This window comes from Pseudomonas sp. CFBP 8770, from assembly GCF_014841705.1.
Lineage (GTDB): Bacteria > Pseudomonadota > Gammaproteobacteria > Pseudomonadales > Pseudomonadaceae > Aquipseudomonas.
This window is the reverse complement of sequence record NZ_JACYUL010000001.1, coordinates 544606-570924: the sequence shown is the minus strand read 5'-3', so window position 1 is coordinate 570924 and position 26319 is coordinate 544606. Positions and strand designations below refer to the sequence as shown.

Annotated in this window: 20 protein-coding genes; 12 read left to right on the top strand and 8 right to left on the bottom strand. The window is 64.1% G+C overall.

Features of this window, described 5'->3' with window-relative positions; genetic code table 11:
• Nucleotides 1–95: 95 nt before the first annotated feature.
• A complete protein-coding gene (locus IFT98_RS02535; protein WP_122712953.1) occupies nucleotides 96–1559 on the bottom strand; it encodes a glyceraldehyde-3-phosphate dehydrogenase in 1464 nt (487 codons plus the stop codon).
• A gap of 335 nt (nucleotides 1560–1894) precedes the next feature.
• On the opposite strand from IFT98_RS02535, the gene mfd reads away from it, so the two are divergent.
• Both mfd and IFT98_RS02525 read left to right on the top strand, forming a co-directional pair.
• A complete protein-coding gene (gene mfd, locus IFT98_RS02530) occupies nucleotides 1895–5344 on the top strand; it encodes a transcription-repair coupling factor (RefSeq protein WP_192047428.1) in 3450 nt (1149 codons plus the stop codon).
• Between the two features lies 1 nt (nucleotide 5345).
• Nucleotides 5346–7670 carry a DEAD/DEAH box helicase gene (locus tag IFT98_RS02525; RefSeq protein ID WP_192047429.1) on the top strand — a complete coding sequence of 775 codons (2325 nt, stop codon included), beginning with the start codon at nucleotides 5346–5348 and terminating at the stop codon, nucleotides 7668–7670.
• Between the two features lie 8 nt (nucleotides 7671–7678).
• Here IFT98_RS02525 and IFT98_RS02520 read toward each other — a convergent pair whose 3' ends face one another.
• Nucleotides 7679–8605 (bottom strand): Gfo/Idh/MocA family protein, encoded by a 927-nt coding sequence (locus tag IFT98_RS02520; protein WP_192047430.1) that lies wholly within the window; start codon nucleotides 8603–8605, stop codon nucleotides 7679–7681.
• Nucleotides 8606–8751: 146 nt separating this feature from the next.
• On the opposite strand from IFT98_RS02520, the gene IFT98_RS02515 reads away from it, so the two are divergent.
• The 6 genes from IFT98_RS02515 (at nucleotide 8752) to IFT98_RS02490 (ending at nucleotide 16472) form a co-directional block, all read left to right on the top strand.
• Nucleotides 8752–10038, top strand: a complete 1287-nt coding sequence (locus tag IFT98_RS02515) for a nitrate regulatory protein (RefSeq protein WP_244650817.1) — start codon at nucleotides 8752–8754, stop codon at nucleotides 10036–10038.
• 273 nt (nucleotides 10039–10311) lie between these two features.
• On the top strand, nucleotides 10312–11646 hold the full coding sequence (locus IFT98_RS02510; RefSeq protein WP_192047431.1) for a CmpA/NrtA family ABC transporter substrate-binding protein: 1335 nt from the start codon (nucleotides 10312–10314) through the stop codon (nucleotides 11644–11646).
• Nucleotides 11647–11673: 27 nt separating this feature from the next.
• On the top strand, nucleotides 11674–12549 hold the full coding sequence (gene ntrB, locus IFT98_RS02505) for a nitrate ABC transporter permease (protein WP_192047432.1): 876 nt from the start codon (nucleotides 11674–11676) through the stop codon (nucleotides 12547–12549).
• A 9-nt stretch (nucleotides 12550–12558) separates the two neighbouring features.
• On the top strand, nucleotides 12559–13359 hold the full coding sequence (locus IFT98_RS02500) for an ABC transporter ATP-binding protein (protein WP_122712958.1): 801 nt from the start codon (nucleotides 12559–12561) through the stop codon (nucleotides 13357–13359).
• Nucleotides 13360–14214: 855 nt separating this feature from the next.
• Nucleotides 14215–15306, top strand: a complete 1092-nt coding sequence (locus IFT98_RS02495) for an enoyl-CoA hydratase/isomerase family protein (RefSeq protein ID WP_192047433.1) — start codon at nucleotides 14215–14217, stop codon at nucleotides 15304–15306.
• Between the two features lie 14 nt (nucleotides 15307–15320).
• Nucleotides 15321–16472: an acyl-CoA dehydrogenase family protein gene (locus IFT98_RS02490; RefSeq protein ID WP_122712960.1), complete on the top strand. Its 1152-nt coding sequence runs from the start codon at nucleotides 15321–15323 to the stop codon at nucleotides 16470–16472.
• A gap of 60 nt (nucleotides 16473–16532) precedes the next feature.
• On the opposite strand, the gene IFT98_RS02485 is transcribed toward IFT98_RS02490, so the two are convergent.
• Nucleotides 16533–17306 (bottom strand): enoyl-CoA hydratase, encoded by a 774-nt coding sequence (locus tag IFT98_RS02485; protein WP_192047434.1) that lies wholly within the window; start codon nucleotides 17304–17306, stop codon nucleotides 16533–16535.
• 246 nt (nucleotides 17307–17552) lie between these two features.
• Here IFT98_RS02485 and IFT98_RS02480 point away from each other — a divergent pair, with 246 nt between their 5' ends.
• Nucleotides 17553–18569, top strand: coding sequence for an alpha/beta fold hydrolase (locus IFT98_RS02480; protein ID WP_192047435.1), 1017 nt, complete (start codon nucleotides 17553–17555; stop codon nucleotides 18567–18569).
• Nucleotides 18570–18584: 15 nt separating this feature from the next.
• Nucleotides 18585–19535, top strand: coding sequence for a D-2-hydroxyacid dehydrogenase family protein (locus tag IFT98_RS02475; RefSeq protein ID WP_192047436.1), 951 nt, complete (start codon nucleotides 18585–18587; stop codon nucleotides 19533–19535).
• Between the two features lie 17 nt (nucleotides 19536–19552).
• Here IFT98_RS02475 and nagZ read toward each other — a convergent pair whose 3' ends face one another.
• Nucleotides 19553–20563, bottom strand: a complete 1011-nt coding sequence (gene nagZ, locus IFT98_RS02470; RefSeq protein ID WP_192047437.1) for a beta-N-acetylhexosaminidase — start codon at nucleotides 20561–20563, stop codon at nucleotides 19553–19555.
• Between the two features lie 45 nt (nucleotides 20564–20608).
• Nucleotides 20609–21316: a TetR/AcrR family transcriptional regulator gene (locus IFT98_RS02465; protein ID WP_122800541.1), complete on the bottom strand. Its 708-nt coding sequence runs from the start codon at nucleotides 21314–21316 to the stop codon at nucleotides 20609–20611.
• Nucleotides 21317–21545: 229 nt separating this feature from the next.
• On the opposite strand from IFT98_RS02465, the gene lexA reads away from it, so the two are divergent.
• Nucleotides 21546–22154, top strand: a complete 609-nt coding sequence (gene lexA, locus IFT98_RS02460; protein ID WP_043188277.1) for a transcriptional repressor LexA — start codon at nucleotides 21546–21548, stop codon at nucleotides 22152–22154.
• Nucleotides 22155–22163: 9 nt separating this feature from the next.
• Nucleotides 22164–22640 carry an SOS-induced cell division inhibitor SulA gene (sulA, locus tag IFT98_RS02455; protein ID WP_192047438.1) on the top strand — a complete coding sequence of 159 codons (477 nt, stop codon included), beginning with the start codon at nucleotides 22164–22166 and terminating at the stop codon, nucleotides 22638–22640.
• Nucleotides 22641–22701: 61 nt separating this feature from the next.
• On the opposite strand, the gene IFT98_RS02450 is transcribed toward sulA, so the two are convergent.
• The 3 genes from IFT98_RS02450 to topA all read right to left on the bottom strand — a co-directional run bounded on the left by IFT98_RS02450 (nucleotide 22702) and on the right by topA (nucleotide 26244).
• Nucleotides 22702–22935, bottom strand: coding sequence for a hypothetical protein (locus IFT98_RS02450; protein ID WP_163007598.1), 234 nt, complete (start codon nucleotides 22933–22935; stop codon nucleotides 22702–22704).
• Nucleotides 22936–22985: 50 nt separating this feature from the next.
• Nucleotides 22986–23507, bottom strand: a complete 522-nt coding sequence (locus IFT98_RS02445; RefSeq protein ID WP_192047439.1) for a DUF6586 family protein — start codon at nucleotides 23505–23507, stop codon at nucleotides 22986–22988.
• Between the two features lie 124 nt (nucleotides 23508–23631).
• Nucleotides 23632–26244, bottom strand: coding sequence for a type I DNA topoisomerase (gene topA / locus IFT98_RS02440; RefSeq protein ID WP_192047440.1), 2613 nt, complete (start codon nucleotides 26242–26244; stop codon nucleotides 23632–23634).
• Nucleotides 26245–26319: the final 75 nt, after the last annotated feature.

The window sequence follows — 26319 nt, the reverse complement described above, 5'->3', positions numbered from 1 at the left end:
GGGCACGCGGACTCTGCCCGTGACGAGGTCCTGACAGACACCCCGCAAAAAAAACGCCCCGAACCAGTCGGGGCGTTTTCATTCAGCGGTCAGGCTCAGTGAGGAAAGGCCGGAGGGTTGACGCCCGCCATGTCTTCCATCACGCGCACGACCTGGCAGCTGTAGCCGAACTCGTTGTCGTACCAGACGTACAGCACGACACGGTTGTCGTTGCAGATGGTGGCTTCGGCATCGACCACACCGGCGTAGCGCGAGCCGACGAAGTCGGTCGATACCACTTCCTGCGAGTTGACGAAGTCGATCTGCCGGGACAGGTCCGAATGCAGCGCCATGTAGCGCAGGTACTCGTTCATTTCTTCGCGAGTGCTGGCCTTCTCCAGGTTCAGGTTGAGGATGGCCATGGAGACGTTCGGCGTCGGCACGCGGATGGCGTTGCCGGTCAGCTTGCCGGCCAGTTCGGGCAGCGCCTTGGCGGCAGCGGTGGCAGCGCCGGTCTCGGTGATGACCATGTTCAACGCCGCGGAACGGCCGCGACGGTCGCCCTTGTGGAAGTTGTCGATCAGGTTCTGGTCGTTGGTGTACGAGTGAACGGTTTCGACGTGGCCGTTGACGATGCCGAACTTGTCGTTGACCGCCTTGAGCACGGGCACGATGGCATTGGTGGTGCAGGACGCCGCCGAAACGATCTTGTCGTCAGCGGTGATCTGGCCGTGGTTGATGCCGTGCACGATGTTCTTCAGCTTGCCCTTGCCCGGTGCGGTCAGCACCACGCGGTCGATGCCGGGGCAGGCCAGGTGCTGGCCGAGGCCGTCGGCATCGCGCCATACGCCGGTGTTGTCGACCAGCAGGGCATTCTTGATGCCGTACTGGGTGTAGTCGACTTCGCTCGGATTCTTGGCGTAGATGACCTGGATCAGGTTGCCGTTCACCGTCAGGGTGCTGTTGGCTTCGTCGACATGGATGATGCCGTCGAACGAACCGTGCACCGAGTCGCGACGTAGCAGGCTGGCGCGCTTGACCAGGTCGTTGTCGGCGCCCTTGCGCACGACGATGGCGCGCAGACGCAGACCATCGCCAGCCCCGGCCTTCTCGACCAGAATCCGCGCCAGCAGGCGACCGATGCGGCCGAAACCGTACAGTACAACGTCGGTGCCGGTCCGCTCGCCTTCGTTCTGCTTGCCGACCACGTCCGCCAGCTCTTCACGCACGAACTGTTCGGCACTGCGCCCGTTGCCGCTTTCCTTGAACTTGACCGCGAGTTTGCCCAGATCGACGGAGGCGGCGCCCAGCTTGAGTTCGCTCATCGCCTTGATCAGCGGGAACGTCTCGTGCACCGACAACTCCGAGGAATCGGACTGGCGGTGGCGAGCGAAGCGGTGCGCCTTGAGCAGTTCGATCACCGAACGGTTGATCAGACTGCGGCCGTAGATGGAGGTGACTACGTTGTTATTGCGGTAGAGCTGGCCGATCAATGGAATCATCGCTTCGGCGAGTGCTTCACGATCGATCCATTCACCAAGACACTGGTCGGGCTTCTGAGTCACGGTAACCTTCCACATGTAGGGGCTGAGAAAACGGGCTACATTATGACTTCGCCGCGCGGCTGGAGCAATCCGCGCTTATCGGCGTCGTGAAGTTTGGCGAATGGGGCCGTCAAAAAACCTATAGGTGCCAATGGTGTAGATCATACCCGGCGGTTTTATGGCGAGAGACGATGCGTGTGCTTCGCAGGCGCTGCCCGCTGCCAGAAAAAGCGAAGCGCACCACCCGGAACCTATGGGATCCGCCCGCAAAGGCAGCCGCATGGGTACAACGCCATAACAGCACCTGACAGCCCACGGCCGCCCCGGTACAATCCCCGTTTTCCGCCGCAACGCTTGGAGCTCAACCTCCCGTGCCTGTTCTGCGCCTTCCGCAACTCCCTGCCTCGGCAGGCAAACATGCCTGGGGCAACCTGCCCGGGGCCGCCCTGAGCCTGGCGATCGCCGAAGCGGCCAATGCCGCCAAGCGCTTCACCCTCCTGCTGACCGCCGACAGCCAGAGCGCCGATCGGCTGGAACAGGAACTGCGCTTTTTCGCCCCGCAGTTGCCGGTGCTGCATTTCCCCGACTGGGAAACCCTGCCCTACGACCTGTTCTCGCCGCACCAGGACATCATCTCCCAGCGCATCGCCGCCCTCTACCGCCTGCCCGAGCTGGCGCACGGGGTTTTGGTAGTGCCCATCACCACTGCCCTACACAGGCTGGCACCGACCCAGTTTTTGCTCGGCAGCAGCCTGGTGCTGGATGTTGGCCAGCGCCTGGATGTGGAGCAGATGCGCACGCGCCTGGAAGCCAGCGGCTATCGCTATGTCGACACGGTCTATGAGCACGGCGAGTTCGCCGTGCGCGGCGCGCTGATCGACCTGTTCCCCATGGGCAGCAAACTGCCCTACCGGATCGACCTGTTCGACGACGAGATCGAGACCCTGCGCACCTTCGACCCGGAAACCCAGCGTTCCATCGACAAGGTCGAATCGATCCGCCTGCTGCCGGCGCGCGAGTTCCCCCTGCAGAAAGAGGCGGTGACCCGCTTCAAGGCGCGCTTTCGCGAACGCTTCGACGTCGACTTCCGGCGCTGCCCGATCTTCCAGGACCTGAGCAGCGGCATCACGCCGGCCGGCATCGAGTACTACCTGCCGCTGTTCTTCGAAGAAACCTCGACCCTGTTCGACTACCTGCCCCAGGACACCCAGGTGTTTTCCCTGCCCGGCATCGAACAGGCCGCCGAGCATTTCTGGAGCGATGTGCGCAACCGCTATGAAGAGCGCCGGGTCGACCCCGCGCGGCCCTTGCTGCCGCCCGCCGAACTGTTCATGCCGGTGGAAGACTGCTTTGCCCAGCTCAAGACCTGGCCGCGGGTCATCGTCAGCCAGGACGATCTGGAACCGGGGCCGGGCCGCGAACGCTTCGCCGCGGCGCAACTGCCCGACCTGGCCATCGAGGCCAAGGCCAGCCAGCCCCTCGCTGCACTGGCCGGATTCCTCGACCAGTTCCCCGGACGGGTGTTGTTCACCGCCGAATCGGCTGGTCGCCGCGAAGTGCTGCTGGAGTTGCTCGAGCGGCTCAAGGTCCGCCCGAGAACCGTAGACGGTTGGGAAGAGTTTGCCCAGGGCAAGGAGCGCCTGGCGATCACCATCGCGCCACTGGACGAGGGCCTGCAGATTCTCGACCCGGCCCTGGCCCTGATCGCCGAAAGCCCGTTGTTCGGCCAGCGCGTCATGCAGCGTCGGCGTCGCGACAAGCGTGCCGACGCCGCCAACGACAACGTCATCAAGAACCTCACAGAATTGCGTGAGGGCGCGCCGGTGGTGCACATCGACCACGGCGTGGGCCGCTACCTGGGTCTGGCGACGCTGGAGATCGACAATCAGGTTGCCGAGTTCCTGACCCTGGCCTACGCCGAGAACGCCAAGCTTTACGTGCCTGTGGCCAACCTGCACCTGATCGCCCGCTACACCGGTAGCGACGATGCACTGGCGCCGCTGCACCGGCTCGGTTCGGAAACCTGGCAGAAGGCCAAGCGCAAGGCGGCCGAGCAGGTCCGCGACGTGGCCGCCGAGTTGCTCGACATTTATGCGCGCCGTGCTGCCCGCAAAGGCTATGCCTTCGCCGACCCGGCGCTGGACTACGCCACATTCAGTGCCGGCTTCGCCTTCGAGGAAACCCCGGACCAGCAATCGGCCATCGACGCGGTGCGCCACGACATGCTGGCACCCAAGCCGATGGACCGCCTGGTGTGCGGCGACGTCGGCTTCGGCAAGACCGAAGTGGCCATGCGCGCCGCGTTCATCGCCGTGCACGGTGGTCGCCAGGTGGCCATTCTGGTGCCCACCACCCTGCTCGCCCAGCAGCACTACAACAGCTTTCGTGACCGCTTCGCCGATTGGCCGGTCAGCGTCGAGGTGATGAGCCGGTTCAAGTCGGCCAAGGAAGTCGGCGCCGCCGTCGAGCAGTTGGCCGAAGGCAACATCGACATCGTCATCGGCACCCACAAGCTGCTGCAGGACGACGTCAAGATCAAGAACCTGGGCCTGGTGATCATCGACGAGGAACACCGCTTCGGAGTGCGCCAGAAAGAAGCGCTCAAGGCCCTGCGCAGCGAGGTCGACATCCTGACCCTGACTGCCACGCCGATTCCGCGCACCCTGAACATGGCCGTGGCCGGCATGCGTGACCTGTCGATCATCGCCACGCCGCCGGCACGGCGTCTGTCGGTGCGCACGTTCGTCATGGAGCAGAACAAGAGCACCGTGAAGGAGGCACTGCTGCGCGAACTGTTGCGCGGTGGCCAGGTGTACTACCTGCACAATGATGTGAAGACCATCGAGAAATGCGCCGCCGACCTCGCCGAACTGGTGCCCGAGGCACGCATCGGCATCGGCCACGGGCAGATGCGCGAGCGCGAGCTCGAACAGGTGATGAGCGACTTCTACCACAAGCGCTTCAACGTGCTGATTGCCTCGACCATCATCGAGACCGGCATCGACGTGCCCAGCGCCAACACCATCATCATCGAGCGTGCCGACAAGTTCGGCCTGGCCCAGCTGCACCAGCTGCGCGGCCGTGTGGGGCGCAGTCACCACCAGGCCTACGCCTACCTGCTGACTCCGCCGCGCCAGCAGATCACCCCGGACGCCGAAAAGCGCCTGGAAGCCATCGCCAATACCCAGGACCTGGGGGCGGGTTTCGTTCTGGCTACCAACGACCTGGAGATCCGCGGTGCGGGCGAGCTCCTCGGCGAAGGCCAGAGCGGGCAGATCCAGGCAGTCGGCTTTACCCTGTACATGGAAATGCTCGAACGCGCGGTGAAGTCGATCCGCAAGGGCGAGCAGCCCAACCTCGACCAGCCGCTGGGTGGCGGGCCGGAAATCAACCTGCGTCTGCCGGCACTGATTCCCGCGGACTACCTGCCCGACGTGCACGCCCGGCTGATTCTCTACAAGCGCATCGCCTCGGCGGTGGACGAGGACGGCCTCAAGGATCTGCAGGTGGAGATGATCGACCGCTTCGGCCTGCTGCCGGAGCCGACCAAGAACCTGGTGCGCCTGACGCTGCTCAAGCTTCAAGCCGAGCAACTGGGCATCACCAAGGTCGATGGCGGCCCGCAGGGTGGACGCATCGAGTTCGGCGCCAGCACGCCGGTCGATCCGCTGACCCTGATCAAGCTGATCCAGAGCCAGCCCAAGCGCTACAAGTTCGAAGGCGCCACGCTGTTCAAGTTCATGGTGCCGATGGAGCGCGCCGAGGAGCGTTTCAACGTCATCGAGGCGCTGTTCGAACGTCTCACGCCGAAAGCCGGTTGATATGCCCGAGGAGCGCGTGATCGATACCCTGCAACCGCGCCCTCGGTTGTGGCTGGGCAGTGTCGAGTTCAGTGCTTTCGAACCGCGCAACGGCAAGATGCAGCGCTACGTGCAGCACCGCGCGGCGCTGGCCTACGGCTACGCGGGTGAGTATGTCAGCGGCCCGCGGCCTACTGCCGTGGCACGCCAGTGGAACAACCAGAGCGCCCGGATCCAGCGCCAGCCGGCTGCCGAGCGGGCCCTGCGCGAGCAGTTGCAGGGCATCGGTTTCAAACTCGCCACCCGTCAGAGCAAGGCCTTGCCAGAAAGCGCCGGGGAAATCTTCGAGCTGCCCAGCGATGCCGCCTGGCTGCGTTTCATCCTCAACGAACTGCCGGGGTTGCGCGAGCAAGGCTGGGAAATCGAATACGCCGAAGATTTCGCCTTTGACCTGACGCCGGTCGAGCGCTGGTACGCGGCAATCGAAGAAGGACCGGAACGCGACTGGTTCGATCTGGAGCTGGGCATCGTGGTCGACGGCGAGCCGCTGAGCCTGCTGCCGATCCTGCTCAACCTGTTGCGCAGCCACCCTGAGTTGCTCAACCCGGCGCACCTGGCGCGACGGCGCGACGACGAGCAGATTCTGGTCCCCATCCACACCTCCCACCTCGGCGGCCAGCGAACCCTGCAGGTCGCCCTGCCCTATGGTCGGCTGAAGCCGGTGCTGGCGACCCTGGGTGACTTCTACCTGCGCGAGCCTGGGGAAACCTCGATCCGCCTGGCCACAGCCGACGCCACGCGCCTGGAAGGGCTGCAGGCATTGTCCCTGGACTGGCAAGGCGGCGAACAGGTACGCCATTTCGCCGAACGGCTGCGCGACATTCGCCACTGCCCGGTGGCAGCGCCCGAGGGCCTGAATGCAACCTTGCGCCCCTACCAGCTGGAGGGCGTGAGTTGGATGCAGGCCCTGCGGCAGCTGGAAGTGGGCGGCATCCTGGCCGACGACATGGGTCTGGGCAAGACCCTGCAGACCCTCGCCCACCTGTTGATCGAAAAACAGGCGGGGCGCCTGGATCGCCCGGCCATGGTGGTGATGCCCACCAGCCTGGTGCCCAACTGGCAGGACGAGGCTGCCCGCTTCGCGCCGACCCTCAAGGTCCTCGCGCTGCACGGTGCCACGCGCAAGAAACATTTCGACCATCTGGCCGATTACGACGTATTGCTGACCACCTATGCTCTGCTGCCCAAGGACATCGAGGTGCTCGAGCAGGTGCCGCTGCACGTATTGGTCCTCGACGAAGCCCAGTACATAAAGACCCCTGGCAGCAAGGCCGCGCAGACGGCACGCCAGCTGAACGCGCGGCAACGCCTGTGCCTGAGCGGCACGCCGCTGGAAAACCATCTGGGCGAACTGTGGTCGCTGTTCCATTTCCTCATGCCCGGCTGGCTGGGTGACAGCAAACAGTTCAGCCGCAACTACCGCGTGCCGATCGAAAGACAAGGCGACGAGGCACGCCTGCAACATCTGAACGCACGCATCAAGCCGTTCCTGTTGCGTCGGACCAAGGAACAGGTGGCCACCGAGCTGCCGGCCAAGAGCGAGATCGTCCACTGGGTCGAACTCAACGAGGCGCAGCGCGACGTGTACGAGACGGTACGCCTGGCCATGGACAAGAAGGTCCGGGCCGAGATCGACCGCAAGGGCCTGGCGCGCAGCCAGATCATCATTCTCGAAGCGTTGCTCAAGCTGCGCCAGGTCTGCTGCGACCTGCGTCTGGTCAACAGCGTTGCGCCGCCTGCACCAGGGCACAGTTCGGGCAAGCTGACCAGTCTGCTGCAATTGCTCGACGAACTGCTGGGCAACGGTCGGCGCATTCTGCTGTTTTCCCAGTTCACCTCGATGTTGGGCCTGATCGAACAAGAGCTGCACAAGCGCGGCGTGCCCTATGCGCTGCTCACCGGCACCACCCGCGACCGCCGGGCCCCGGTCAAGGACTTCCAGGACGGCAAACTGCAGATCTTCCTGATCAGCCTCAAAGCCGGCGGGGTGGGCCTGAATCTGACGGCGGCGGACACGGTCATCCATTACGATCCGTGGTGGAACCCGGCAGCCGAGCACCAGGCCACCGACCGCGCCTATCGGATCGGCCAGGAGAAACCGGTGTTCGTCTACAAGCTGATCACCCGTGGCACCGTGGAGGAAAAGATCCAGCGCCTGCAGCAGGAGAAGTCGGCCCTGGCGGCGGGCGTTCTCGATGCCCGCGAAGGCAGTGACTGGCGCCTGCAGGGCGACGATATCGACGCCCTGCTCGCACCACTGCCCAGCCCGCCTGCCCAGCGCCGCTGAACGCGGATTCAGTCGACGAAGTCGGCGACCGTTTCGCGCTCTCCCAACATAAACCCATCGGCCACCAGACGCAGAGGCTGCAGATCGGTATCGCTACGACCGGCCTCGATCAGCTGCGCGAAGTGCCGGTAGAGCAACGGGTACTCGCCCGTCGTCGCGAGCGTCTGCGGTACGTCGTCGATCAGCAGGTGTGCACCGCCATGGGTCAGGCGCAGGCAGCCTTCGGCGCAGCGCACCTCGATCTGCCACAGTTCCTCGTGACCGTGGTCCCAGTCGAACGCGGCGCTGACCGCCAGGCCGGTGGCGTCACTCATGGTCAGGTCGGCCGCAATCGGCGCCTGCCGATTGCCGGGAAAGCGCAGGCTGGCGTGGGTGACGAACAGCGGTTCGGGCAACACGTGGCTGATGATCGACAGGGCGTTGATACCCGGATCGAACACACCCAGGCCCCCGGCCTGCCAGATCCACTGCTGGCCCGGGTGCCACTTGCGCACGTCCTCCTTCCACTGGACCGTGACCGCCTGCAGCCGTTTGCCCACCAGCCAGGCCCGCGCGGCCTCGACGCCTGCGGCGAAGCGTGAGTGCCAGGCGAACAGGCACGTCACGCCCTTCTCGGCGGCCAGTTCGACCAATGCCATGGCCTCACCGAGGCTTGCGCAGGGTGGTTTTTCCACCAGCACATGCTTGCCGGCCTGCAAGGCTTCACGCACTTGTGCATAACGGCCCTGGGGCGGCGTGCAGAAGGCCAGCGCCTGGATGTCCGGGCCTTGGTCGAGCAGTTCGCGCAGGCTGCCGAAATGCGCGACACCGGGGCAAGGGGCGCCTAGCGTGGCCACCGCGGCCAGCTCGAAGGCAGGGTTGTCGCGCAAGGCGGGCACGTGCTGATCCTGGGCGATCTTGCCGTAGCCGACCACACCGAGACGAATGGGGGACATCGTGAACTCCTTTTTTATTGTTTGGCTGGGGCGTTATAGCAGTTACGCGGCTGCCGGCATACGCAGCGGCGTACAGGCGGCCAACGGGGATCGGACCGGGACTTGCATGCAGTCGGGCTGTCCATCACCGAAGCTGCGAGCCCGCCATGCCCGATCGTGCCCTGCCTGAACGCCCCATGCCCCCTGCCCTGCGCTTCATGCTGGCCGCCCGCCGCAGCGAGCTGGAAGGCCTGCGCGGACTTGCCGACACTTGCGAGCTGGTGACCTTGATCAGCCGTCTGGTGCATGCGTTGCAGCGCGAGCGGGGCTACACCAACGTCTACCTGGGCAGCCAGGTCGAAACCTACCGCAGCCAACTCGACCTGCATACGGAACAGGCGCGGGCACTTGAACAGGACGTGCTGCAGCGGTTGCAGGCCATGGACCTGAACGCGGCCAGCGCTGCCGACCGTGCCCGCCTGTTCAATCGTGTGGCCTACGTGCTGCACGGCTTCGACGAACTGCCCGGCCTGCGCCGTCGCATCCGCGAACGTCTGCTGAGCCCCAGCGTCGCCACGGCGGCCCTGACCCGCCTGGTGGGTGGGCTCATGGCCGTGGTGTTCGAAGCGGCCGACACCGCCATTGATCCGAGTATCACCCGCGTACTGGTGGCGCTGTTCAATTTCATGCAGGGCAAGGAGCTGGCCGGCCAGGAACGCGCCACCGGCGTGGCGGGCTTCTCGGCAGGCTTCTTCGATGCCAGTGTGCAGGAGCGCATCCTGCACCTGACGCAAAGCCAGCAGCGCTGCTTCCAGACCTTCGGCGAGTTCGCCGACCCAGTGGCCGGGCAGCGCTGGGCCGACCTGCAGCACAGCGAGATCACCGCACAATTGCTACGCCTGCGCGAAGTGGGTATGCGCACCTCGGCGCAACACCCCGTGGACCCCGGCCTGTCGCAGCTGTGGTTCGAGCTGCACAGCCAGCGCATCGACCAGATGCACGAGGTAGAGACACACCTGGCCGAACAACTGCTCGCCAGCTGCCAGAGCAGCATCAAGCTGGCCAATGCCGACCTGGACAACCACCGCGTGCTGCTGCAACGCCTGGCCAGCCTGGAAACCATGGGCTGTGGCGATGCCCGCCTGTTCAGCGTGCAGGCCAGCGATCTCGACAGCCCGGCGCCCGACGGCCACGGCCCGCAGATGGGCCGCTCATTGCTGGACCTGCTGCAGGCCCAGACCCACCGCCTGCAGGACGCCAACCTGCAGCTGGACGAAGCACGCCAGGCGCTCAACGAACGCAAGTTGGTGGAGCGCGCCAAGCAGTTGCTGATGAACGAATACGCGTTGAGCGAGAGCGAGGCCTACACCCGACTGCGGCAATCGGCGATGTCGCGCGGGCTGCGCATGGTCGACATGGCGCAGAATGTACTGGCCGTGGCCGGCAAGGGTTGATGCCGACATTGCGCCCTATTTGCACATCCCACGGGCGGCATGCTCCGCATCCGTGCACGGTGACGCGGCCTGAAGCTGGCAAACGGCCGCAGCGCCTGGCGCAGGCCGCCTTGGCACGCAACCTGCTTTGAGACCAACAGGACCGCAGCCACCTGTGGTCGACATTTCAAATCCTGGACAACGGTGTCCACGCGCTCCCGACAGCATTGCCGGGAACGGGTGAACGCCGTTTTTTTTGCATTTTTTTGGCCGCCACCAGCAGGGGAATCAGCGATGGATGACAAGCCTTTCAAAGGACACCCGGAAAGCGCACACGACGCCAAGCGTCGGCACTTTCTCAAGCAGTCGTTGACCGTCGCCGGTGCCGGCGCCGCCCTCGGCCTGCTGCCACCGGGGCTGTCTTCGGCGGTGTGGGCGGCGGGGAACGACGGCCTGGAAACCACCACGGCCAAGCTGGGCTTCATCGCCCTGACCGACGCCGCGCCGCTGTTCGTCGCCGACGAGAAAGGCTTTTTCGCCAAGCATGGCATGACCGGAGTGGAAGTGCTCAAGCAGTCGTCCTGGGGTACCACACGGGACAACCTGGTGCTCGGCTCGGCCGCCAATGGCATCGACGGTGCGCACATTCTCACCCCCATGCCCTACCTGATCGCGGCCGGCAAGGTCACCCCCAACAACCAGCCGGTACCCATGTACATCGTGGCGCGCCTGAACCTGGCCGGCCAGTGCATCTCGGTGGGCAACGAACACGCCGACCTCAAGCTGGGCCTGGATTCCGCACCGTTCAAAGCGGCGCTGGCCAGCAAGCGTGCCAGCGGCAAGGCCGTCAACGCGGCGATGACCTTCCCCGGCGGCACCCACGACCTGTGGTTGCGCTACTGGCTGGCCGCAGGCGGGATCGACCCGAACAAGGACCTGTCGACCATCGTCGTGCCGCCGCCGCAGATGGTTGCCAACATGAAGGTCGGCAGCATGGACAGCTTCTGTGTCTGCGAGCCGTGGAACGCCCAGCTCATCAACCAGAAGATCGGCTACACCGCCAATACCACCGGCGAGATCTGGAACAAGCATCCGGAGAAAGCCCTGGCCCTGCGCGCCGACTACGTCGACAAGAACCCCAACGCGACCAAAGCACTGCTCAAGGCGGTGATGGAGGCGCAGATGTTCTGCGAGCAGCCACAGAACAAGGAAGAAGTCGCGCAGATCTGCGCCAAGCGGCGCTGGATCAACGCGCCTGTCGCCGACATCACCGAGCGCATGAAAGGCAACTTCGATTACGGCAACGGCAAGGTGGTCAACGACAGTCCACACATCATGCGCTACTGGGATGACTTCGCCTCCTACCCATTCAAGAGCCACGACCTGTGGTTCCTCACCGAGAACAAGCGCTGGGGCTACCTGCCCAAGGACTTCGACAGCCAGGCCTTGGTCGCCAAGGTCAATCGCTCCGACTTGTGGCGCCTGGCCGCTGCGGAACTGAACGTGCCAGCGGCGCAGATTCCCGATTCCGACTCGCGCGGCATCGAAACCTTCTTCGACGGCAAGACCTTCGATCCACAGAACCCGCAGGCCTATCTCGACAGCCTGTCCATCAAGGCCCTGGCCTGATGTTTCCCGCACGTACCGGAGGTCATCATGAATGCTGAAGTGAAAAAGCTGCACAGCGCCGCGCAAGCGATCGCCAAGGCTCAGGTCAAGCCGCCGGTACTGGCGGGCTTGCTGAAAAACACCCGTCGCTTCGTGCTTCAGCAGTGTCTGCCGCCGGTGGTGATCGGCGCGCTGCTGTTGCTTGTCTGGCAATTGGTCTGCAGTGGCAAGGGCGCTGCGCTGCCGCCGCCTACCCAGGTGATCACCGACACCTGGGAACTGATCGTCGATCCGTTCTACGACAACGGCGGCAATGACAAGGGCATGGCCTGGCAGTTGCTGGCGAGCCTGTCGCGGGTCGCCTATGGCTACGCCCTGGCCGTGGTGGTGGGGATCAGCCTGGGCGTGCTGGTGGGGCAGTCGACCTGGGCGATGCGCGGGCTCGATCCGCTGTTTCAGATCCTGCGCACCGTGCCACCCCTGGCCTGGCTGCCGTTGTCGCTGGCCGGCTTCAAGGACAGCTACCCTTCGGCGATCTTCGTGATTTTCATCACCGCCATCTGGCCGATCATCATCAACACCTCGGTCGGCGTGCGCAACATCCCCGAGGACTACCGCAACGTGGCCAAGGTGCTGCGCCTCAATGGCGCGGAATACTTCAGCAAGATCATGCTGCCCGCTGCCGCGCCCTACATCTTTTCCGGCCTGCGCATCGGCGTCGGCCTGTCGTGGCTGGCGATCATCGCCGCCGAGATGCTGATCGGCGGCGTCGGCATCGGCTTCTTCATCTGGGACGCCTGGAACGCCTCGCGCATCAGCGACATCATCCTCGCCCTGGCCTACGTGGGGGTGGTCGGCTTCTGCCTCGACCGCCTGGTCGCGATGGTCGGACGCCTGGTCACCCGCGGCACTTCGCAAAGCTGAGGAGGCAACATGAGCCATTACTTGAGTATCGAAAACGTCGACAAGCACTTCGAGCGCGACGGGGTCACCAGCCAGGTGCTGCGCGGCATCAACCTCAACGTTGCGCGCGGTGAGTACATCTCCATCATCGGCCACTCGGGCTGCGGCAAGTCGACGGTGCTGAACATCGTCGCCGGGCTCATCGAGTCGAGCAATGGCGCGGTGATCCTCGACGGCAAGGAAGTGCGCCAGCCGGGGCCCGACCGCAGCCTGGTGTTCCAGAACCACTCGCTGCTGCCCTGGCTGACCGTCTATGAAAACGTCGCGCTGGGGGTGGACAAGGTCTTCAAGCGCAGCAAGAGCAAAAGCGAACGCCACGCCTGGACCCTGCACAACCTGGAAATGGTCAACATGACCCACGCCCTGCACAAGCGTCCGAGCGAGATATCCGGCGGCATGAAGCAGCGCGTCGGCATCGCCCGGGCGCTGGCGATGCAGCCCAAGGTGCTGTTGCTCGACGAGCCGTTCGGCGCCCTCGATGCACTGACTCGGGCGCACCTTCAGGATGAGGTGATGCGCATCCAGAGCGAGCTGCACAACACGGTGATGATGATTACCCACGATGTCGACGAGGCGGTGCTGCTGTCAGATCGCATCGTGATGATGACCAACGGTCCGGCGGCGACCATCGGCGAAATCCTCACCATCGACCTGCCGCGTCCGCGCAGCCGCCTGGCCCTGGCCGACGACCCGCGGTACAACCAGTACCGCTTGGCGGTGTTGAGCTTCCTCTACGAGAAGCAAGGCAAGGTCATCGAAGCGGTGGCCTGATCCACCGCATTGATCGCCGACGCGGCTCGCGCCGCTGCTACAGGGGAATGCAACCCCCCTGTAGCAGCGGTCCGTGGCCGCGAAACGAGCGCCGCGGTGCATCTGTCAATCCGGGGTGTCCCTTTCGCGGCCGATGACCGCTCCCACGGTTACCTCCACCCTGTGGGAGCGGTCCGTGGCCGCGAAACGGACGCCGCGGTGCATCTGTCAATCCGCGGTACTCCCTTCGCGGCCGATGACCGCTCCTACGGTGACCGCCCCCCGTGTGGGAGCGGTCCGTGGCCGCGAAACGGACGGCGCGGTGCGTCTGTCAATCCGCGGTGCTCCTTTCGCGGCCGATGACCGCTCCTACGGTGACCGCCCCCCCTGTGGGAGCGGTCCGTGGCCGCGAAACGGACGCCGCGGTGCATCTGGCAATCCGTGGTGCCCCTTTCGCGGCCGATGACCGCTCCCACGGTTACCTCCACCCTGTGGGAGCGGTCCGTGGCCGCGAAACGGACGGCGCCGTGCATCTGGCAATCCGCGGTGCCCCTTTCGCGGCCGATGACCGCTCCTACGGTGACGGCCCCCTGTGGGAGCGGTCCGTGGCCGCGAAACGGACGGCGCGGTGCATCTGTCAATCCGCGGTGCCCCTTTCGCGGCCACGGACCGCTCCTACGGGTTGGCTGCCACGAGGCGCGGGCGAACGAACGCTGGTTGGGGTCGGTCTACTGAATGCCGACCAGCGCGTGCAACCCGTGCAAATTTGCAGGCAACACCTGCATTAATCTGCATTGAAAGCTGCAAACTTGCCTGTCACGATCGCCTGGTCCGCTTATTTATCTCAGGAAATCAATAACAAGCAGGGATTCAGCGATGACAGCTCAGGTCTTTCCCCCGCTCCAGCGGTCCCCGCTGGACCTCGACACTCAAGTGCTCGGCGAGGTTCGCAACCACATCGGTCACGTGACCCTCAACCGTCCCGCCGGTCTCAATGCGCTCACCCTGGACATGATCCGTGCCCTGCGCGGCTACCTGGATGCCTGGGCCTTGGACCCGCACATCCATGCCGTCGTCCTGCGCGGCGCCGGCGAGCGTGGCTTCTGCGCCGGTGGCGACATCCGCAGCCTCTACCACAGCCATCTCAACCAGGACGCCTTGCGCGAAGTGTTCTTCAACGAAGAATATGCCCTGGACCAATGCCTGCATCAGTACCGCAAGCCAGTCATGGCGCTGCTCGACGGCTATACCCTGGGCGGCGGCATGGGCCTGGCACAGGCAGCCGAACTGCGCGTGGTCACCGAGCGCAGCAAGCTGGGCATGCCCGAAGTGGCCATCGGCTATTTTCCCGATGTCGGCGCCAGCTATTTCCTGAGCCGCATCCCCGGCGAAATCGGCACCTACCTGGGCGTCACCGGCGTCCAGATCGAGGCGGCCGATGCGCTCTATTGCGGCTTGGCCGACTGGTACGTGGAAAGCGACCGCCTGGGCCTGCTGGATGAGCGCCTGGACAAACTGCAATGGAGCGACAACGCCCTCAAGGACCTGCAGGGTGTGCTTGCCCGCCTCGGCGTGCAGACGCTAGCCGACGCGCCGCTGCACCGCTTGCGGCCGGCGATCGATCATTTTTTCGGTCAGGACGACCTGACCAGCCTGGTCGAACAGCTGGAGCACGTGAACGTCGCCGACAGTCAGGCGTGGGCACAGAATACCGCGCAGCTGATGCGCACCCGTTCACCGCTGGCCATGGCGGTTACCCTGGAGCTGCTGCGTCGCGGTCGCCACTGCACCCTGGAAGCCTGCTTTGCCCTGGAGCTGCATCTCAACCGTCAGTGGTTCGAACAGGGTGACCTGATCGAGGGCGTGCGTGCTTTACTGATCGACAAAGACAAGAACCCGCGTTGGAACCCACCGACGCTAGACCGGCTTACCCGCGCACGCGTCGAGCCATTCTTCCAAGGCCTCTGAGGCCGGAGTCTGCCATGCAAGACCTGGAACTGAGCGAAGAACAGATCATGATCCGCGACATGGCGCGCGACTTCGCCCGTGCCGAAGTGGCGCCCCACGCCCGTGCCTGGGAACAGGCGGGCTGGATCGACGACGCCCTGGTGGCACAGATGGGCGCCCTCGGCCTGCTGGGCATGGTGGTGCCCGAACAATGGGGCGGCAGCTATACCGACTACGTCGCCTATGCCCTGGCGGTGGAAGAGATCTCCGCTGCCGACGGCGCGTTGGGGGCATTGATGAGCGTGCACAACTCGGTAGGCTGCGGGCCCCTGCTCAACTACGGCAGCCCGGCCCAGCAGGACACTTGGCTGGCCGCGCTGGCCAGTGGCGAGGTGATCGGCTGTTTCTGCCTCACCGAACCCCAGGCCGGTTCCGAAGCCAACAACCTGCGCACCCGCGCCGTGCTCGACGGCGAACATTGGGTGATCGACGGCGCCAAGCAGTTCGTCACCAATGGGCGGCGTGCCAAGCTGGCCATCGTGTTTGCGGTCACCGACCCGGAGCTGGGCAAGAAAGGCCTGTCGGCCTTCCTGGTGCCCACCGACACCCCAGGTTTCACCGTCGACCGCAGCGAGCACAAGCTCGGCATCCGGGCCTCCGACACCTGTGCAATCACCTTGAGCCAGTGCCGCGTGCCCGCCGCCAATCTGCTCGGCGAACGCGGCAAGGGCCTGAACATCGCCCTGTCCAACCTCGAAGGCGGCCGTATCGGCATCGCCGCCCAGGCGCTGGGCATCGCGCGCGCCGCTTTCGAAGCGGCACTGGGCTACGCCCGCGAACGCGTGCAGTTCGGCAAGCCGATCATCGAACACCAGAGCGTGGCCAACCTGCTGGCCGACATGCAGGTGCAGGTCAACGCTGCACGCCTGCTGGTGCTGCACGCCGCGCGTCTGCGCAGTGCCGGTCTGCCCTGCCTGTCCGAAGCCTCGCAGGCAAAGCTGTTCGCCTCGGAAATGGCCGAACGGGTCTGCTCCAGCGCCGTACAGGTGCACGGGGGCTACGGTTATCTCGAAGATTATCCCGTGGAAAAGTACTACCGCGACGCGCGCATCACCCAGATCTACGAAGGCTCGAGCGAGATCCAGCGGATGTTGATCGCCCGCGAGCTGCGCAACTATCTGCTGTAGTACCGCATGTAACAAGTGCCATCGAGGGGGGGCTGGTCAACGACCAGTCCCCCTTTTCGCTCAATGCCCCTTGAACTGCGGCTCGCGCTTGGCGATGAACGCCGCCATGCCTTCTTTCTGATCTTCGCTGGCAAACGCCGCGTGGAACACCCGCCGCTCGAAGCGCACGCCTTCGGACAAGCTCACTTCGAAAGCGCGGTTGACGCTTTCCTTGACCATCATGGCGATCGGCAGCGACTTGGCCGCGATTTGCTGCGCAACCTCCAGCGCCTCGTCGAGCAGACGGTCGGCGGCCACGATACGGGCAACCAGCCCTGCCCGCTCCGCTTCCTCGGCGCCCATCAAGCGGCCGGTCAGGCACAGCTCCATGGCCTTGGCCTTGCCCACCGCATGGGTCAGACGCTGGGTGCCGCCCATGCCCGGCAGCACGCCGAGCTTGATCTCCGGCTGGCCGAACTTGGCATTGTCGGCGGCAAGGATGAAATCGCACATCAACGCCAGCTCGCAGCCTCCGCCCAAGGCAAAACCGGCCACGGCAGCGATCATCGGCTTGCGCCGATTGGCGACCCGGTCGCTCTCGTGGAACAGATCGTCGAGGTAGATCTGCGGGTAGCGCAGCTCCGCCATTTCCTTGATGTCGGCGCCGGCGGCAAACGCCTTGGCAGACCCGGTGAGGACGATGCAACCGATCTCGCGATCGCTTTCCAGGTGATCGAGGGCCTGGTTCAATTCGTCGATCAACTGCGCGTTGAGAGCATTCAACGCCTGCGGTCGATTGAGCGTGATCAAGCCTACGCGGCCGCGTGTTTCCAAGAGGATGGTTTCAAAAGCCATGGCATTGTCTCCAGGTAGAGGCATTTTCTGCCCCGCTGATTATTGTTGTATCGACCCCTGGGCGGCGTACTGCCCATGATCGCGTGTCGTGTTTGTAGCATTCTGAAACCTGATACCGGACATTCTTTGGCCGCAGCCGGGCACCACCGGCCCATGCGAACCTCCAATGGATGCTACGGTGCTGACCTGCAACACCCTGCGCCTGAGCGTCCCCGCTGCATCACAGTCCACTCCAGGAGGTCCCCCATGCTTCGCCTGTCCACGCTGGCGCTCGCCGGCATCTTTGCCCAACCACTGCTGGCCGCCGATTCGTCGCCCAGCTATGGCCCCGAACTGCAAGGCTTCGACTATCCGTACACGCTGCAACATTACGCCTTCGAGTCCCAGGGCAAAAGCCTGCAGATGGGTTATATGGACGTCGCCGCCAACGGCAAGGCCAATGGCCGCACCGTGGTCCTGATGCATGGCAAGAATTTCTGCGGTGCCACCTGGGAAAGCTCGATCAAGGCGCTCAGCGATGCCGGGTACCGCGTGGTCGCGCCCGACCAGATCGGCTTCTGCACCTCGAGCAAGCCCGAGCACTATCAATACAGCTTCCAGCAGTTGGCGAACAATACCCATGACCTGCTGACCCGCATCGGGGTCAAGGAAGCGGTGATCATGGGTCATTCCACCGGCGGCATGCTCGCGACTCGCTACGCCTTGATGTTCCCCGAAGACACCGAGCGCCTGGCCATGGTCAATCCCATCGGCCTGGAAGACTGGAAAGCCATGGGCGTGCCCTATCGCAGCGTCGACCAGTGGTTCGAACGCGAGACCAAGGTCACCGCCGAAGGCATCCGCAACTACGAGCGCAACACCTATTACGGTGGTCGCTGGAAGCCTGAGTACGACCGTTGGGTAGACATGCTGGCGGGGTTGAACAAGGGCCCGGGGCATACCTCTGTGGCATGGAATTCGGCATTGATCTACGACATGATCTTCACCCAGCCGGTGGTCTACGAGTTCAAGGACCTGCAGGTGCCGACCCTGCTGCTGATCGGTGACGCCGACACCACGGCGATCGGCAGCGACATCGCGCCACCCCAGGTCAAGGCCACGCTGGGTAAATACACCGTGCTGGGCAAGCAGGCCAGCCAGCTGATTCCTCACAGCACCCTGGTGGAATTTGCCGGGCTTGGCCATGCACCGCAAATGGAGGAGCCGGCGCGCTTCCACAAGGCCCTGCTCGATTGGCTGGACACTCCCCAGAAACCGCTGTGACAAGAGGCAACCCCCATGCGAATAGCCGTCATCGACGACTGGCAATCGGTGGCTGAAAGCGTGGTCGACTGGACCCCGCTGCAGGCCGTAGGCGAGCTCGACTTCATTCACGACTACCCCGGCGAAAGCGCAGTCCTGGCCGAGCGCCTTGCGCCCTATGCCATCATTTGCGTGATGCGTGAACGCACGCAGTTCGACGCCGGCCTGCTCGAACGACTGCCGCTGCTCAAGCTACTGGTGACCGGGGGTATGCGCAACGCAGCCATCGACCTGCAGGCCGCAGCGCGGCTGGGCATCCAGGTTGCCGGCACGGACAGTTACAAGCATGCTGCGCCGGAACTGACGTGGGCGCTGCTGATGGCGCTGACCCGCGACCTGCTCGGCGAAGCCAACTCGCTGCGCGCTGGGGGCTGGCAGGTCGGCCTGGGTGGCGATCTGCATGGCAGCACACTGGGCCTGCTGGGTCTGGGCAGTATCGGCGAAAAGGTAGCGCGGTTCGGTCAGGCGTTCGGCATGCGCGTGATTGCCTGGAGCCAGAACCTGACGCCCGAGCGGGCGGCGCAGGTGGGGGTCGAATGCGTGAGCAAGCAGCAACTGTTCGAGCAGGCCGACGTGCTGAGCGTGCACCTGGTGCTGAGCGACCGCAGCCGGGGACTGGTCGATGCCCAGGCGTTGGCATGGATGAAGCTGGGCGCGCGGCTGGTGAACACGTCGCGCGGCCCCATCATCGACGAAACGGCGTTGATTCAGTCCCTGCGTGACGGCCACCTGGGCGGCGCGGCGCTGGACGTGTTCGACGAAGAACCGCTGGCGCCGGACCATCCGTTCCGGACCCTACCCACCGTGCTGGCAACGCCGCACATCGGCTACGTCAGCGGCAACAACTATCGGCTGTTCTTCAGCCAGATGATCGAAGACATACTGGCCTGGCATTCGGGCCAGCCGGTGCGCCTGCTGACCCGCTGACCCGCTGGCCGCAACGATCAGTCGATCAGCCCGGCATTGCGCAGTGCCGCTGTCGCCTGCTGCCAACGTGGATGACGGCGGTACTCGACGTCGGCCTGGGTGCGGCCGCGCATGGCGGCGATGCGTGGCGAGGACTGGACGCCCATGCGCTGCGCGGCGCTCAAGGCCAGCTCGGCCGCCGCCCGGTCGTTGCACACCAGGCCCATGTCACAACCGGCGCCAAGGGCTGCCTCGATACGGCTGGCGGCGTCGCCGACCACATGGGCGCCGGCCATCGACAGGTCGTCGCTGAAAATCACTCCATCGAAGCCCAACTCGCCGCGCAATATGTCCTGCAACCAACGGCGCGAGAAGCCTGCGGGGTTGCTGTCCACCTGCGGGTAGATGACATGAGCCGGCATGACTGCCGCCAGCTTGCCCGCCAGCCGCGTGAATGGCACCAGATCGCAGGCACGAATCTGCTCGAGGCTGCGCTCGTCGGTAGGAATCGCCACATGAGAATCGGCTTCCGCCCAGCCGTGACCGGGAAAATGCTTGCCGCACGCGGCCATGCCGGCAGCGTTCATGCCGCGGATGAACGCGCCCGCCAGCAGCGTGGCCCGCTCGGGGTCGCCCTCGAACGCGCGGGTGCCGACCACGGCGCTGTGCCCGTGATCCAGATCCAGCACCGGCGCAAAACTCAGGTCCAGGCCCACCGCCAGCACCTCGGCGGCCATCAACCAGCCGCAGTGCTCGGCCAGGCCGGCCGCCTCCGCGTGGTGCGCCAGCTCGCGCATGGCCGGCAGACGCACGAAGCCCTGGCGCAGCCGCTGCACTCGCCCACCCTCCTGGTCCACAGCCAGAATCAGGTCGGGCCGCACCGCGCGGATGGCAGCGGTCAACTCGCGTACCTGGCGCGGATGCTCGATGTTGCGCGCGAAAATGATCAGCCCGGCAACTTCGGGCTGGCGCAGCAGATGGCGGTCCTCGGCGCTGAGCCAGGTACCGGCAACGTCGACCATCAGGGAGCCTTGCAGACGAGCGCTCATGGATTTTCCTTGTAGAGAGGGAGCTGGAGGGCGACCCGGCACACGTCAGGCCTTGGCAGCGGCCGGGGTGCTCTTGCTGCGTGGCCGCAGTTGAGCGGCGGCCATGGCCTGGTCGGTTACCGCGCTCTGCGCGCGCATGCCTGCGGCAAGAAACGGCACCATCAAGCGCATCACCTGCTCGATCGAGGTGTCGACGCCGAAATCGGTTTCCGCAATGGCACGCAGCGCCTTGATCCCGGACATGCTGAACGCCGCGGCGCCCAGCATGAAATGCACGCGCCAGAACAGCTCCAGAGGGGGAATGCGTGGTGCGGCTTCGTTGACCAGCAGCATGTACCGGCGAAAGACCTTGCCGTACATGTCTTCGAGGTAACGTCGCAAGTGGCCCTGGCTTTGGCTGAAGGCCAGGCCCAGCAGGCGCATGAAGATGGAAAGGTCGTTACCGCTGCGCGGTTGAACGACGAGTGCCTGCTCTACCAGAATTTCCAGCAGCTCTTCCAGGCTGGCCTTGGGCATGGCGCTGGCTTGCCGCCGCTCCAGCTCTCGGTCGAGGCTGGCGCAGAACGGCCCGAGAAATCTGGAGAATACCGCCTGGATGAGCGCCTTCTTCGAACCGAAGTGGTAGTTCACTGCCGCCAGGTTGACCCCGGCTTTGCTGGTGATCAGGCGCAGCGAGGTTTCCGCAAAGCCTTTTTCCGCAAAAAGCTGTTCTGCGGCATCGAGGATGCGTTCAACGGTTTCCGACTGGGCCATGGCAACTCCGCCTGACAAACACTTGTTTGAAACATACGTTTCAAAGTGCGTGACTGTCAAGTCCATACGGCCTTTTTGTGGCCATGGGGTCGCGTATTAAAGCATACAAATTCATCGCCTTAGCGCAGCATGCGAAAATCGGCAGGCGACGTACCCGGAAAACGGTATTGCCAAGGGCCATCTACTGTATATAATCCCAGTCACTGTACAAAAAGACAGAGCCATCGACATGTTGAAATTGACGCCACGCCAAGCTGAAATTCTGGCCTTCATCAAGCGCTGCCTTGACGACAATGGCTTTCCACCTACTCGTGCGGAAATTGCTCAGGAACTGGGGTTCAAGTCACCCAACGCGGCCGAAGAACACCTCAAGGCCCTGGCGCGAAAAGGCGCCATCGAAATGACCCCGGGCGCCTCGCGCGGCATCCGCATCCCCGGCTCCGAAGCCCGCAACGACGACGCCAGCCTGCCCGTCGTCGGGCGTGTTGCTGCAGGCGCACCGATACTGGCGCAGGAACACATCGAAGAGTCCTGCAAGATCAACCCGGGCTTCTTCCATCCTCGCGCCGACTACCTCCTGCGCGTACAGGGCATGAGCATGCGCGACGTCGGCATTCTCGACGGTGATCTGCTTGCCGTGCACACCTGCCGCGAAGTACGCAACGGGCAGATCGTGGTGGCACGCATTGGCGACGAGGTCACCGTGAAACGGTTCCAGCGCGAAGGCAACAAGGTTTTTCTGGTAGCAGAAAACCCCGACTTCGCACCCATTGAAGTCGACCTCAAGGATCAGGATCTGGTCATTGAAGGTCTGAGCGTCGGCGTCATTCGTCGATAAGGAGGCATCATGCAGTTTCCCCTGTCACCCCAACAAGCACAAATGTCGCTGTTCGAAGCATTCATGGCTGCACCGGTAACGCCGCTGTTCAAGGAGGCCGTCGAGTCGCCCTGGACCGTCGCCGACCCGGATGTATTCAGCGAGATGTCTCTGCGTGGTGCCGCGGGGAACTGCCTGAGCCTGCTGGCGCCCATGCTGCGGGAATTGAGCGAAGAGCAGGACGCGCGCTGGCTGACGCTGATCGCTCCGCCGGCAAGCCTGACGCAAGCCTGGCTGCGCGATGCAGGGCTCAATCGCGAACGCATACTGCTGCTGCAGCCGCGCGGTACGCAAAGCGCTCAGCAGTTGGCGTGCGAGGCGCTGCGCCTGGGGCGCAGCCATACCGTGGTGAGCTGGCTCAACCCGCTGCCGTCCGTGGCGAGGCAGCAATTGATGGCAGCGGCGCGCCAGGGCAGCGCGCAGAGCCTGAACATTCGTTTGGGATAAACCTGCGGTAACGCGATACTGCCCGCTCGGGCCAGCGCAAGGCGCTCGCCGCGCGGCAGGATCAGTGCAGGACGTGCGGGCCGTCGTCCTTGTCGATCTCGCCTTCCACCAGCTTGCCGGCCATCTGCACGCCGACACTGAGCATGGCCTTGGCCACTTCCACGTGCTGGCCCTGAAGGAATGCCTTGGCATCTTCGGAAAAATTCAGCGTCACCAGCGAACCTTCGTCCTCGGCACGACGCAACTCGATGCGGCCGTCAGGCAGCTCGACAATCTCAAGAAAGGACGTTGGCATAAGGACATGTTCTCCACGAAAGGCGGGCATTGTAGCAGTGTCAAGGCAAATCAGCACTCACTGAGCCCTTCGCGGAAACGAACGGTCAAGCCCTTGAGCTGCTGACGCCAGCTTTCGAGCATCTCGCGGCTGAGTTCCGGCTCTTCGACTTCATCCAGATTGACTGCCTGGATCAGCGGCTGGGTCACATCGCCCTTGGGTTTTTTGGGCGCCCTGGGCGGCACGAACAGCGCGCTGTGCGCAGCAAGCAATTGCGCCAGCCAGGTATGCGAATGCTGGGCCAGCTCCACCAATTCCGCCAGCTCGGGAATGGCCGTGCCGTCGAGCGCCTGCGCAGTCAGCAGGTTTTCCGCACGGGCAGTGCCGGCCTGAGGCAGGCGGTAGTAGCCGGCGATCTCGTGACACAGCCCCAACAATGCACCGTACAGGTGGAACAGCGCGGATTCGCGCTGAGCCTGCAACTGAGCCTGCGCATTGATGGCCTGGCCCAGTTCGGCCTTGCCCATGGCGTCCAGCGCCAGCCCGGCGAAATAGATTTTCTGGTTGGTACGGGTATAGAGCTCATAGGCCATGCTGGCGATCTCCGCAGTGAACACTCGACTGCAACAGTGTCGAGAACCTGCCCAGCCAGTGCAAGCCACAAATGAAAAGGCCGCACTGCCCTGGGGACGGTGCGGCCTCGGTGCTGCAAGCGCTTCAGCGCTTGTCTTCGACCTTCCAGGTCTTGCCGTCGTAGAAAGCCTTCCAGCCGGTCGGCTTGCCCTCGACTTCGCTCTGCACGTACTGCTCCTTGGTCTTGCGGCTGTAGCGGATCACGGTCGGACGCCCATCCGGGTCCTTGATGGGCGCGTCGAACAGGAAACTGTACTTGGGATCGATCTCATCCTTGTGCGGGATAATCTCCAGCACCAACGGGGCGCGGGTTTCGCGGTTCTTCGGAAACTGGCTGGCCGCGAGGAACAGACCCGATGCGCCATCGCGCAGCACGTACGTATCGTTGACCTTCTCGCACTTGAGCTCGGGCATCTTCACCGCGTCCATCTTGGGCGGTGCGGCTTCGCCACTCTTGAGCAGCTTGCGAGTGTTCTTGCACTCCGGGTTGGTGCAGCCGAAGAACTTGCCGAAACGGCCGGTTTTCAACTGCATCTCGCTGCCGCACTTGTCGCATTCAAGGCTGGGGCCTTCATAGCCCTTGATGCGGTAGTTGCCCTCTTCGATCTCGTAGCCAGGGCAGTCGGGGTTGTTCCCGCAGATGTGCAGCTTGCGCTTTTCATCCAGCAGGTACGCATCCATGGCGGTCGCGCAGACCGGGCAGCGATGCTTGCCGCGCAGAATCTGCGACTCGGACTCGCCTTCGTCGTCAGCCGCGATCTCGTCGCCCGGAATCAGGTTGATGGTGGCCTTGCAGCGTTCCTTGGGTGGCAGCGCATAGCCCGAGCAGCCCAGGAACACCCCGGTGGACGCGGTGCGGATCATCATCGGTCGGCCGCATTCGCGGCAGGCGATGTTGGTCAGGGTCGGCAGGTTGGCGCGCATGCCGCTGTCGGCTGCACCCGCAACGTCCAGTTTGCCCTTGAAGTCACCGTAGAACTCGTCGAGAACGTTCTTCCAGTCGCGCTCACCGTGCGCCACATCATCGAGGTTCTCTTCCATGCCGGCGGTAAAGCCGTAGTCCATGAGGTTGGAGAAGCTTTCGGACAGCCGCTCGGTGACGATGTCGCCCATCTTCTCCGAATAGAAGCGGCGGTTGTGCAGCGCCACGTAGCCGCGGTCCTGGATGGTCGAGATGATCGCCGCGTAGGTAGACGGACGACCGATGCCGCGTTTTTCCATTTCCTTGACCAGGCTGGCTTCGGAATAGCGCGCAGGCGGCTTGGTGAAGTGCTGGGTAGGGTCCAGCTGGAGCAGCTTGAGTTGCTCACCTTGGTTCATTTCCGGCAGCACGTCGTCGTCGCCCGGCTTGCTCATCTGTGGCAGCACACGGGTGTAACCATCGAACTTGAGGATACGGCCCTTGGCGCGCAGCTCGAAATCAGCGGCAGCCACGGTAACGGTGGTCGACAGGTACTGGGCAGGCGGCATCTGGCAGGCGAGGAACTGGCGCCAGATCAATTCGTAGAGGCGCTCGGCATCGCGTTCCATGCCGTTCAGCTTGCTCGGATGAGTGTTCACGTCCGATGGGCGAATGGCCTCGTGCGCTTCCTGGGCGCCCTGCTTGCTGCCGTAGACCATCGGCGATTCCGGCAGGTACTTCTTGCCGAACTCGCTCTCGATGTAGGCCCGAGCCATCTCCACGGCGTCGACCGACAGGTTGGTGGAGTCGGTACGCATGTAGGTGATATAGCCAGCTTCGTACAAGCGCTGCGCCATCATCATGGTTTTCTTCACGCCGTAGCCCAAACGGTTGCTCGCGGCCTGCTGCAGCGTGGAAGTAATGAACGGCGCCGACGGCTTGCTGCTGGTCGGCTTGTCTTCACGCTTGACGATGCTGTAACTGGCATCCTTGAGCTTGGCCAGCGCGGCCATGGCCTGGGCTTCGTTGAGGGGCTTGAAGGCTTCGCCGTTCTCGCGAGCCACTTCGAAACGCACCTTGGCGGCCTTGGCCGACGCCAGGTCGGCGTGCACTTCCCAGTATTCTTCGGGGTTGAACGCGCGAATCTCGCGTTCACGCTCGACCACCAGTTTCACTGCCACGGACTGCACGCGACCAGCGGACAGGCCGCGGGCGATCTTCTGCCAGAGCAGTGGCGACACCATGTAGCCGACCACGCGATCGAGGAAGCGCCGCGCCTGCTGCGCATTGACCCGATCGATGTCCAGCTCGCCGGGGCGAGAGAAGGCTTCCTGGATGGCTTTCTTGGTGATCTCGTTGAACACCACGCGCTTGTAGCGGCTGTCATCACCACCGATGGCTTCGCGCAGGTGCCAGGCAATGGCTTCCCCCTCGCGGTCCAAGTCCGTCGCCAGATAGATGGTGTCGGCATCCTTGGCCAGCCGGCGCAGCTCCTCGATGACCTTTTCCTTGCCGGGGAGGATCTCGTACTTGGCCTTCCAGCCCTGGTCCGGATCCACGCCCATGCGGGCCACCAACTGCTTGCGGGCCTTTTCCTTGGGCGACAGGGCCGGCGCGTCGGCAGCCGCAGCCTTGCCGCGCTTGGCGGCCGGCTCCTTGCTGGCGCTCGCCGAACCGCTGGTGGGCAAGTCTCGGATATGGCCGATACTCGACTTCACCACGTACTGGTCACCCAGATACTTGTTGATGGTCTTGGCCTTAGCCGGGGATTCCACAATGACCAGCGATTTGCCCATGGATCGGAAAATTCCTGAATACTTGAAATGAAAGGCATGCGGCGCCTTGCGAGGCCCCGCTATATATAGTGGTGA